9 protein-coding genes are annotated in these 11094 nt (G+C 40.4%); 5 read left to right on the top strand and 4 right to left on the bottom strand.

The genetic code is table 11. From position 1 onward, the window contains the following. The first annotated feature begins 99 nt into the window (after positions 1 to 99). The gene (locus O3617_RS07925) at positions 100 to 1509 is read left to right on the top strand and encodes an MATE family efflux transporter (protein WP_371449470.1); all 1410 of its coding nucleotides are present in this window, start codon (positions 100 to 102) and stop codon (positions 1507 to 1509) included. Between the two features lie 272 nt (positions 1510 to 1781). Here O3617_RS07925 and O3617_RS07920 read toward each other — a convergent pair whose 3' ends face one another. Then, on the bottom strand, positions 1782 to 2489 hold the full coding sequence (locus O3617_RS07920; protein WP_371449469.1) for a glutamine amidotransferase: 708 nt from the start codon (positions 2487 to 2489) through the stop codon (positions 1782 to 1784). Between the two features lie 194 nt (positions 2490 to 2683). On the opposite strand from O3617_RS07920, the gene O3617_RS07915 reads away from it, so the two are divergent. The 3 genes from O3617_RS07915 to O3617_RS07905 all read left to right on the top strand — a co-directional run bounded on the left by O3617_RS07915 (position 2684) and on the right by O3617_RS07905 (position 5759). Then, entirely contained in the window at positions 2684 to 3703 is a 1020-nt protein-coding gene (locus O3617_RS07915) for an OmpA family protein (protein WP_371449468.1), read from the top strand. 206 nt (positions 3704 to 3909) lie between these two features. Continuing rightward, entirely contained in the window at positions 3910 to 5031 is a 1122-nt protein-coding gene (locus tag O3617_RS07910) for an AI-2E family transporter (protein WP_371449467.1), read from the top strand. Between the two features lie 68 nt (positions 5032 to 5099). Continuing rightward, on the top strand, positions 5100 to 5759 hold the full coding sequence (locus O3617_RS07905; RefSeq protein WP_005377261.1) for a PepSY domain-containing protein: 660 nt from the start codon (positions 5100 to 5102) through the stop codon (positions 5757 to 5759). 67 nt (positions 5760 to 5826) lie between these two features. Here O3617_RS07905 and O3617_RS07900 read toward each other — a convergent pair whose 3' ends face one another. Then, positions 5827 to 7344, bottom strand: coding sequence for an NAD(P)/FAD-dependent oxidoreductase (locus O3617_RS07900; protein ID WP_371449466.1), 1518 nt, complete (start codon positions 7342 to 7344; stop codon positions 5827 to 5829). 183 nt (positions 7345 to 7527) lie between these two features. Beyond that, complete coding sequence (sstT, locus tag O3617_RS07895) at positions 7528 to 8748, bottom strand: serine/threonine transporter SstT (RefSeq protein WP_371449465.1); 1221 nt, start codon at positions 8746 to 8748, stop codon at positions 7528 to 7530. Positions 8749 to 9032: 284 nt separating this feature from the next. On the opposite strand from sstT, the gene O3617_RS07890 reads away from it, so the two are divergent. Then, positions 9033 to 9770 (top strand): ubiquinone/menaquinone biosynthesis methyltransferase, encoded by a 738-nt coding sequence (locus tag O3617_RS07890; RefSeq protein WP_371449464.1) that lies wholly within the window; start codon positions 9033 to 9035, stop codon positions 9768 to 9770. A gap of 66 nt (positions 9771 to 9836) precedes the next feature. Here O3617_RS07890 and O3617_RS07885 read toward each other — a convergent pair whose 3' ends face one another. Then, positions 9837 to 10568, bottom strand: a complete 732-nt coding sequence (locus O3617_RS07885; RefSeq protein ID WP_371449463.1) for an SIMPL domain-containing protein — start codon at positions 10566 to 10568, stop codon at positions 9837 to 9839. Between the last annotated feature and the right edge of the window lie 526 nt (positions 10569 to 11094).

Here is an 11094-nt window from a genome sequence, read left to right as displayed (position 1 = left end):
CATAACATATGAATGACTTCTCATATGTTATATGATATAATACGGTAATATTATGGGAAGTTTAATGTAATCTCTTTGGGTTTATTATGGGGAGTTATTATGTTAACATCATTACAACGCTGGTTCTCAGTAGATACCATATTACCGATGAAGGATCGACTGGGACCGGTAGGTACTACAAAAAACTTATATAATAAATACTTAAAAATCGCATGGCCTGCGACATTGCAAGGGCTCATGATGCAGCTGATGACTGCCATCGATTTAGCCATGGTAGGCTCGTTAGGGGCCTCCGCACTGGCCTCTGTAGGTATCATGGGACAACCAGAAATGGTTATGCTCGTCATTTGCCGGGCCTTATCGATTGCAGTAACCGCAATTATTGCCCGCCGTCATGGTGAAGGCGATGTAGATGGTATGAATGCAGTGCTCAAGCAATCGATCCTACTGAATTTTTTAATTTATATTCCATTGCTCGCCATATGCTTATTCAATTTAGAGCATATTTTGCGATTTACCGGCGCAGAGGATGGGTATATTGAAACAGCTGTTTGGTATGGTCGATTCATCGTCATGAGCCTTGTATTCCAGTCCTTTAGCCAAATTGTAGGGGGCGCCCTCATCGGGTATGGTAATACAAAGGTTATCTTTAAATCCAATGTGGTAGGGAATATCTTAAATACGATTATGAATTTCTTCTTGATCTATGGTATTGCCTTTTTCCCAGAATTTGGTGTCATGGGGGCCGGTATTTCAACACTCATTAGTAGTGCCGTTATCGCAGCATTGCTATTGCGAGCTATCTCGCAACATACCAAGACTGGTCTCACATTGTTGCATCCGTCAAAATGGCGCTTTGAGCGTTCCGTACTTCATACGGTGTTCCACGTAGGGGGCAGCTCCTTAGGGGAACAATTCTTTGAACGTTTTGGTATGTATACATATACCATGATTGTGGCATCCCTCGGTGCCGTACCATTGGCTGCCCATTATGTGTGTATGAACTTGATGGATATATTCTATTACTTCGCCATGGGCCTTGGCTTTGCCGGTGCTTCTCATACGGGTCAAAACTTGGGGCATAAACGGCCGGATTTAGCTAAGGCTTTTGGTCGTATCGGTGCTCGCATGGGGCTATTTGTAGGACTCATTAGCGGTCTTATATTCATTAGTGCAGGTCATTTGCTTGTACAAGCCTATACTCGTGAAAGCGAGGTTATCACACTGGCTACGGCATTGATGGGCATTATGGCCATCGCTGCTTTTCCTCAAGCACTACAACAGGTCTTTGCAGGCGTGTTGAAAGGGGCCGGCGATACCTTCTATATCATGAAGTATTCATTAATTAGCGTTACTATTATTCGCCCAATCATTACCTATGTGTTATGTATTACCTTAGGCCTTGGTCTATATGGAGCGTGGATTTCTCTATGTTTAGATCAATCGTTACGCCTTGTTTGTGCATATATACGTTTCATCGGTGGCTCATGGCAGCATAAGGTGGTATAGGTACATTGAAACTTTTAAAATAATTTATGAAAGTTTTATGAAAAACTTCTTGATTAGAAATTGGGAATAGGTTACAATACAGATGTGGAATAAATGACACGTTGGGGAACGTGTTATTTGTAAAAATCATCAATTTCACGTATATATGTAAGGGATATATATATGAATATAAAGAGGCATCGGCCGTAATGGTCGATGCCTCTTTTATATGCGTGTGCACATGACTAAGCCCCCAGATAAACTGGGGGCTTGTAGTATGTTTATGAGATTAATTATAGATTATTACATTCTAGCCATGCGGTCATAGCTTTTTTGCCTGCTGCTGGTAGGGACTCGGAGAATACTCGTGCATCTTCGCGAATCTTAGGAATATTAATGCCCGCATTACATAGTTCTGCACAGTGCCCCACAAGCCAACTTTCAATAACGGTCGGATCTGCCTCTAGGTGAAATTGCAATCCTAAAATATGATTGCCGATGACAAAGGCTTGGTTAGGGCAGAGGTCTGTTTCAGCAAGGCGAACGGCGCCTTCTGGAATATCAAATTCATCGCCATGCCAGTGTAGAACAGGCGTATCTCCTAAGAGGGCTAGAGGTGTATGTTGACCATCGGCAGTAAAACGCAATGGACCAAATCCGATTTCTTTTTTACCATGACTCATAGGACCTACGTGACCGCCCATGATGCGGGAAATAAGTTGCGCCCCAAGACAGATGCCGAGCAATGGTTTGTTACTATCGATACGGTCCTTTATAAATTTGATTTCATCGGTCAAAAAAGGATAGATTTCTTCATCGTATGCGCCAATAGGGGCCCCACAGACGATGACAAGATTTGCCTTCGTTGCATCGTACTGATTAAAGTCAGCAAGAGGTGCCTCAATATATTCTAAGGTAAAGCCCCGTTCTATTAATAAAGGTTCTAAAATACCGGCATTTTCAAAGTGGATATGACGTACTACATAGGCTGTTTTACTCATGATTCCTCCTTATAACTATGTACAACTATTCTATTGCTAGTATATCACATTCTATAGAATTTTATGTGAGAGGTAGCACAGATTCATGAGAACCTCATTGAAATATTGATTTTTTTCGAAGAATTGTATACAATAGAATTATCGTTAAAAAAGCCCTTATGTGTGTAAGGGTGATTAATGGAGGGAATAATACAATGAATAAAAAATTAGTAGCATTATTGGCTGTAGCTACAATGGGTATTTCTGTTGTAGGTGCTACACCACAAACACAATTCACAAAAGGTGAAACACAAGTTGATCTTGGCGCTGCAAGCGTTGAAACTAAAGCAGATGGTCTTAACGCTGCTCACAAATGGAACTTCGATGGCGATATCACTCACGCATTGCGCGACAAAACTGCTGTTCAATACGGTTACCATGGTTTGAACTCCAAACATGTTGATTCCAACATGCAAGAAGTAAACTTGATTCAAACATTGAGCAAAAACTTTGCATTGTATGGTGGTTGGGGTCGCATTCATAGCGATGCTATTAAACATACAAACAACGTCGCTCAAGTTGGTATCATCGGTAAAGCTGCTTTAGGTTCTAAAGTAGACGTATACGGCAAAGCTGGTATCGGTACAAAAGAAACTACAACTTGGGAAGCAGGTTTAGGTTACAAAGCAACTGATGATCTTGATATCAATGCTGGTTACCGTTATGTAAACACAAAAGCAACTGATAACCACAACGTATCCTTCCAAGGTCCTGTAGTGGGCTTGTCCTACCGTTTCGGTGGCGCTGAAAAAGCTGAACCTATCGCTGTAACTCCAGCACCAGCTCCAGCTCCTGTAGTTGAACACACTACTGCACCTGTACAAAAACCAGCTAAAGCTGATTACTATGTACAATCCATCTACTTCGATTCTGACCAAGACGTTCCTCGTGCAGACCAAGGTGCTAACTTACAAGCTGCATTGAACGCTGCTAACCAATACAAAAACGACCAAGTAAAATTGTTGGGTAATGCTGATACTGATGCTAACCCTCAATACAACATTGGCTTGTCCGAACGCCGTGTACAAGATGTTGCACAATACTTGGTAAACAATGGTGTAGATGCTAACCGTTTGATCGGTATCGCTAATGGTGATGCTAAACCTGTTGCAACTAATGCAACTGCAAACGGCAAAGCTGAAAATCGTCGTGTAGACGTTTTCATTCACCGTTAATTTGAGCTCTCTCAATTTAATTTAAACCCATATAAGTCCATCTTTTCGTCTCTCTATATATTTTGAGTGCGATAAGATGGACTTTTGTGTTATACTAAATCTATTAGAAATACTACTGTACATATGTAATATGCTCGTTGTCATATAGCTTTCATTTACATTGTGTACAATACTTACCATGTGTTTAGTAAAAGTGAGTTATTAGTATGGAAAAATTTAAATATTATAAGGAGCTTATCGGCGCGATTATCCTTGCAGGACTTATGATATTGGTGGCCTTGCGCATTAGCGATATAGCATCGGGCATCGATGCATTGATAAAGGCCTTTGTACCGCTTATCGTAGGTGCCTGTATGGCCTTTGTCCTCGATATTCTCGTCGTCCGCTATGAACGTTGGCTATGGCCGCGTATCGAATCGGGGTGGCGGTATAAGATTCGTCGTCCGTTGAGCATTATCCTATCCTTTGTGACGATTAGTCTCATTGTGTACTTTATTGCCCGTATGGCTGTGCCACAGTTAGTGCATTCCATTACACTTATCGTGTCCGCAGCACCGCAGCTATATCTAGACTTTCAGCAATGGATTTACCATTTGAGTGATACCATTCCATTGGCCTCGAATCCTACGGTATTAAATACTTTGAATGGTGAAAGTGTAGTTAACTACACGCGTGAATGGGGGACCAAGGGTGGCACCTATGTGGTGAATACGATGGGCACTATCCTATCGTGGACCGTAAATATTGCATTAGGTCTTATCTTTGCCATTTACATGCTACTCGATAAGGAACGCCTCATGTCGCAAGGTAAGCGTATTTTGAAAGCCTATGCATCTAATACGTGGGTGAATCGCGTAACCTATGTGGCCAAGGTTGCTGTTCAAACATTTAGTAGTTTCTTTGTAGGACAGTTTATCGATGCCTTGATCTTAGGTATCATGGTGGGCGTTACATTATGGATTTGTAACATCTCCTATGCTACGACCATTGCCTGTGTTATCGGTCTCACCGGATTAATTCCATTAGTGGGTATATATGTAGGCGGCGTGATGGGGGCAGTTATATTGCTTACCATTAGTCCTATGGATGCGTTGATTTACGTCATCATTCTAGAAGTTTTACATCAAATTGAAAGCAATGTGATCTACCCAAAAATCGTAGGTAACTCTGTAGGATTGCCTGGCTTATGGGTCTTTGCCGCTGTTATCATAGGCGGTAGTTTGATGGGCGTTACAGGCATGATTATAGGCGTGCCACTAGTAGCCACCTGCTATAAATTACTGATGACCGACGTTGAAGAACGGTTAGCCTCTAATGAAGGCTTATAGCGTTTTATAGCTGTAATATAAATTAAAATACAAGTTTGTAGAATCCGATTACTATTGGGAGGATTATAATGAATAAAAAATTACTATCTTTGGTTATGACTGGCGTGTTGGCCGTTGGTGTTTTTTCCGTAGCCACACCGTATGAAGCACAAGCGCGTAAGACTAAACCAGAAACAAGCACAGATATTACGATTAAACGTGCACCTGGTCAATCTGTGGTTATGACAATGAGTGAAATTGGTACGATTTTCCAAAATCGTTTCCCTAATGCAGCGTTGCACTCTGTAGAATTGAATTCCAATGATTTGGCCTATGCTTATAAAGTAACTGGATATAGTAAATATCACGAATACAAAATGAAGATTGATATCATCACTGGCAATCAATCCGATATGAGCGAAGGTGGCAAACCTAAACGCGTTATTGGTGAAATCTTCAATAAAGATAAAGTTATCGAACCATCTCAAGCAGAAGCAGCTGCTAAGGCGCAATTAGGTGCAGATGCTGTTATGAAGGGCTGGAAGGTTGAAGCTCACAATGGTAAAGTTAATTACTATGTAACGATGCATCAAAATGGTAAGAAAACAGTAGTAACTGTTGATGGTAATACAGGTGCTTACATTGAACAAAGTAAAGCAACAAAATTACCTCCAGAACCAGATCAAGGTTTTGACAAACGCCGTACGAACCTCGTATGGGGCCATGATATCGTTATGGATAAAAAATAATATAAAAAAGGAGGGAGTCAATATCTAATGATGTTGACTCCCTATTTCATTTGTTAGGTACAATCGATTACCAACGGTTTTCGTAGTACACTTGTGTCCACATAATAACCTCGATAAGAGATGGATGTGGGCTCATTGTTTCACCTACGGTGATTACGGATCTAGGATCCATGTTGCGCATAATACCTTTTTTGCGTAATCGTTTTGTGCGCTCTGATGCGATTTCCTCGTTGATGGCTGTCAATGGAGTCACACCGCTGTTCATAAGATTAACGTATGGTTGGAATAGGATAGAGGCTTGTGGTCCAATCACATGAATGCCAAGGATATGGTTTGTATCTTTATCGACCACGATTTTTACAAAGCCGTCATTTACATCACCAGGATCAATGCCCATAGCATACCCTTTGGCAGTATAGGAATAGAAGTTTTTGCCTATACCTACATTGTAACCAGCCTTAATTGCTTCTGTTTCGGTAAGACCTACGCTACCGATTTCAGGATAGGAGAAGGTAACTTTTGGCAACACGTCGTAGCGGGCCCACCGGAAATTTGCTTCGTTTTTAGCAAAGTAAAGATTATGTGCAATGATATCCGCTTCGTAGTTTGCGCGATGACGGAATGCAGGTTCGCCGTTCACATCGCCTAACGCATAGATGCCATCCACAGATGTTTCAAGAAACTCGTTTGTTTTGATCCAGCCCCTTGGCCATGTTTCAATACCTGTATTTTCAAGGTGTAACTCTTCGGTAGCAGGGCGGATGCCAGCGGCTACAAGAATTTCTTCTACCTTAGTTTCTGTGGTTTCACCTGTTGTACGATCTTTTGTAACGATGACTTTTAAGCCATCTTCTTGGCGAACCTCTACGGTATCTTGATTTAGAATTACGTTAATACCACGTTCTCTATAATTGTTAAGGAGATGTTCGGACATATCCGCATCTTCCTTTGGTACTAGGCGTACATTATGCTGAATAATTGTTACGTCGGTACCAGCAGAGTCAAATACATGAGCGAACTCTACGCCTATAGGACCAGCGCCTAAGATGGCAAGGGATTTGTACGGTTGTTTAGGAAACTTGTTGCCAAAGAGGCTTTCACTAGATAGATAACCGGCCTCTTGTAAGCCTGATACATTTGGAATATTACTGTAACCACCAGTGCCAAGAACGATGGTTGGGGCTGTAATTTCTACGATGCCAGAGCCGTCATTGAGGTGGATGTTCATCACCTTATCGGACACAAAGCTTGCAGCACCGCGATATACATCTACGTTGTCATAAGCGTTATAGTAATCATAGATGCCTGCAGACTTGTCAATCATATGCCATGTACGTTTGGCTACAGTGCCCCAATCCATTGTTGCATCACCAACATTGACGCCGATTTTACCGAATTCTTTTACCTCTTGGACAGCGTTCGCAGCTGTTACCATAACCTTTGTAGGAATACAACCGCGTGTTAAGCATGTGCCACCGAATTTACCTTTTTCTATGATAGCTACTTTTTTACCTGTTTTTATAGCAGCGTCAGCAACGATGGTTGCACCACCTGTACCCACTACAATAATATCGTATTGTTTCATGTTGATTCCTTTCTATATATATCTAGTAATAGTTATTATCATTAAATATATTATACCTTATTATATTGAAAATAATCAATATAGAAAATATATTGTTTTTGTTATTGGTGAAAGCTGGCGCAAGGGGAAACTTTCACAAAAAGAAAAGACGACCTCATGGATCGTCTTGTTCTATATGATGGTTTAATCCCAGTTTTCGTGATAGCCACGTTTTGCATAATCTGCAGTAGCAGTGAATAGAATATCTGTACTGGAATTGAGTGCTGTTTCTGTGGAGTCTTGTAATACCCCGATGATGAAACCAACGCCTACTACTTGCATAGCCACATCGTTGGAGATACCGAATAGGGAACATGCCAACGGAATGAGAAGCAAGGAGCCGCCTGCTACGCCAGAAGCGCCGCAAGCGCCGATAGTAGCGATAATGGATAGAAGGATAGCTGTAGGTACATCCACGATGATGCCCAATGTATGAGCAGCAGCTAATGTCATAACAGTAATTGTGATTGCAGCACCACCCATGTTGATAGTCGCACCCAATGGAATGGATACGGAATACATATCAGGGTTAAGTTTCAAACGTTTAGCCAAGTCAAGGTTGACAGGAATGTTGGCTGCGGAGCTACGTGTAAAGAACGCATAGATAGCAGATTCGCGCAAACATTTGAACACCAATGGATATGGGTTACGGCGTAAGTAGATGAAGGATAAAAGAGGATTGATTACCAAGGCAACGAAAATCATGGAGCCTAAGAGTAATACGAGAAGTTGGAAGTAGCTGATAAGTGCTTCGATACCATTTGTTGCAATGGAATCAGCCACGAGGCCCATGATACCAAGAGGTGCGAAGCGGATGATCCAACCTACTACAGTCGTAATTGCTTGAGAGATGGATTCCATTACTTCTTTTGTATTCATAGGTGCATGACGTAGTGCACCACCGATGATAAGAGCCCAGCCTAAAATGCCGATATAGTTAGCGGACATTAATGCTTTCACAGGGTTATCAACGATATTTTTGAGTAATGTTTTCATGACTTCCGCAATGCCTTGTGGAGGCGCTGCATCAGCGGCACTAGCTGCTAGATGCAATGTAGTTGGGAAGAACCAGCTCACAAGTACGGCAAGTGCGGCGGAAAGGAATGTACCCAATAGATAGAGCGTAATTACGGAGCCCATACCTGTTTTTTGTCCGGAACGATGTTTACTAATCGCCGCGATGACTAAGAAGAATACAAGGATTGGTGCAATACCTTTGAGGGCACCAACAAATAATACCCCTAATAGCGATAATTCGTTTGCAATATCAGGGACATAGAGAGCCGTCAAAATACCGATAATCATACCGATGATGATTTGTTGGATGAGGCTGACTCTATTAATGGATTTCATAAATCGATTCATAATAGACTCCAATACTTAATTAGACTACATAAAACAATGAATTCTGTCGTTTATCGAAGAGAAATAATAAATCCTCATAGAAAAGACATATGTCATTATATAACGAACATTATTATAATTCAATAGATAAATGCTAATTATATGATGCGTTTTTTTAATATGAACATTTTGTAATTCTTTGTATATATAGTATATATATTAGAATCGTTCTAAGTTCTAGAATGTCATCGTTGGTTATGGTATACTGTCAACATGTGATATTCTTGATTATGAAAGTGGGTACCATGAATACTAAAGAATTTAACACGTATGAAGACAAAGAACAATTTGTGCAAGGTGTATTTTCTAATATTGCCAAACATTATGATTTGATGAATACATTGCTCAGCTTTGGGCAAGACTATTTCTGGCGTAAGTTCGCCGTTAAAGAAATGAATATCGGACCTTATCAACATGTGCTGGATGTAGCTTGTGGTACTTGTGTATTTACAAAGGAAGCATTGCGTCAAGAACCGACGTTGACCGTAGAAGCATTAGACTTTAATGCAGAAATGTTAGAGCAAGGTCGTGAGCGTATGGCTCAAGTAGATCTGTTAGACCAAGTGAACTTGGTCCAAGGTGATGCGATGGCATTGCCTTATGCGGACAATACATTTGATGCGGCTATGAGTGGCTTTGCCATGCGTAATGTACCTGATATTAAACAAGTGCTATCCGAAATGCAACGCGTTGTAAAACCAGGTGGCAAGGTGGTAGTCTTGGAATTGGCTAAGCCAAGTGCATTTGGATTTAAGCAATTATATAATTTCTACTTCTCCTATATATTACCTATTATAGGCAAATTGAGTAAGGATAATTCTTCCTATGCCTGGTTGCCTGAATCCTTGCGTCGCTATCCTCATCAAAGTGAGATTTTAGAAATCTGGAAATCTCTAGGCTATGAAAATGCTAAGTATACTGAATTAACAGGTGGCATTGTGGCAGTCCACGAAGGCGTTGTGCCAGAATCTACTACAAAATAATACAAAATAAAGACCGTATAACATAGTTAGTATTATATGTTATACGGTCTTTTGTTATGTTTGTTGTTATTGTAGATAGTATACAATATCAGCATCTTGGGATACGATTAAAGATCCCTTTTCGACAGGTGTAGACGTGCTAAGATTTGCAGCGAGCACTTTGGCACTACGATAATAGCCTTGGTCGAATGTACTTGTTTCTGTGTTGCTAATGTTTACAGTTTTTACAGGACCTAAGGTGCGACCTAGAGCAGCGGCAATTACCTCAGCCTTGTGTTGGCCATTTTGGATGGCTTCTGTAGTTAAAGAATCGGATAGCTGTTGAGATGTGTCGTTTTGGAATGAAAGACTATTTATGTCATTCGCACCAGCATTAACAGCTGCGTCTACGACCTTACCTACATTATCCAAGTTGTTGATTTTAACGGTTACAAGGTTGGATACTCTATATCCAGTATTAACGCGTTTACCTTCTTGGTAATCATTAGTAGGATTAATTGAAATATTGGACGTGTAAATGTCTTTTTTGGCAACATTTAAATTTGAAAGTCTGCTAATAAGATCGCTCATGATGCGATCATTATTTGATTTAGCAGCATTGATATTTGTGTTGTCACTTGTAATGCCTAGAGTGAGTATTGCATAGGTAGGTGCCACAGAACGGGAGGCCTGACCTGTAACATGGATTTCAGATGTATCAAAGGATCCTTGTGGTGCTGCAAAGCTTGCTGTAGCCACAGAAGCACAAATAGCGGCCAAAGCAACTGTTTTGGTGAATAAGCGTTTTGAGAATTTCATATATCTCTCCTTATATAGTATTAAAAGAAAGGGGGAGGAATGCCCCACTGAGATATGACATGTATATCTTCATATATATAATATTAATAGAAAGGGCAGAGAGTCCACTATACGTATAGTACTAATAGAAGGTGCAGAGAGCCCACTCATTGAAATATAACATGTATATCATCATAAGTTAAGTATATTGTACAAAATAGATTGCGTAAAATCAATATATTTTGTTGGAAAATGAGTTGAAAGTGAAGTTTTATAAAAATGAGAATTAGGGGTTGCATAGGTATATAGTTTATACTATAATAACCATACAGTCGTTGAGGCGACTGTTTCTTAATGAGAAGACATATACATGGCTTCTTATTAAAACTTTTGTTTTTTTAGATTCAATAACGAGTCTATGGAAAACAAAAAAGATTATAAAAAGTGCTTGACACTGAGTGGTTAACATGTTATTATAATCTAGTCGCCAGTTGGTGGAACACTTCAAATGAAAGTGCTTCGGAGCTAGATAAAATCTGGTTTAACT

It is taken from the genome of Veillonella sp. 27098_8_77, from assembly GCF_041431535.1.
Lineage (GTDB): Bacteria > Bacillota > Negativicutes > Veillonellales > Veillonellaceae > Veillonella.
The sequence above is the reverse complement of the archived record's forward strand: the minus strand, read 5'-3'. Positions and strand labels throughout refer to the sequence as shown.

Coding starts and splice junctions, on each gene's coding strand:
- sstT (WP_371449465.1), bottom strand. CDS start 8,748: ATGAATCGATTTATGAAATCCATTAATAGAGTCAGCCTCATCCAACAA.
- O3617_RS07890 (WP_371449464.1), top strand. CDS start 9,033: ATGAATACTAAAGAATTTAACACGTATGAAGACAAAGAACAATTTGTG.
- O3617_RS07925 (WP_371449470.1), top strand. CDS start 100: ATGTTAACATCATTACAACGCTGGTTCTCAGTAGATACCATATTACCG.
- O3617_RS07905 (WP_005377261.1), top strand. CDS start 5,100: ATGAATAAAAAATTACTATCTTTGGTTATGACTGGCGTGTTGGCCGTT.
- O3617_RS07885 (WP_371449463.1), bottom strand. CDS start 10,568: ATGAAATTCTCAAAACGCTTATTCACCAAAACAGTTGCTTTGGCCGCT.
- O3617_RS07910 (WP_371449467.1), top strand. CDS start 3,910: ATGGAAAAATTTAAATATTATAAGGAGCTTATCGGCGCGATTATCCTT.
- O3617_RS07915 (WP_371449468.1), top strand. CDS start 2,684: ATGAATAAAAAATTAGTAGCATTATTGGCTGTAGCTACAATGGGTATT.
- O3617_RS07900 (WP_371449466.1), bottom strand. CDS start 7,344: ATGAAACAATACGATATTATTGTAGTGGGTACAGGTGGTGCAACCATC.
- O3617_RS07920 (WP_371449469.1), bottom strand. CDS start 2,489: ATGAGTAAAACAGCCTATGTAGTACGTCATATCCACTTTGAAAATGCC.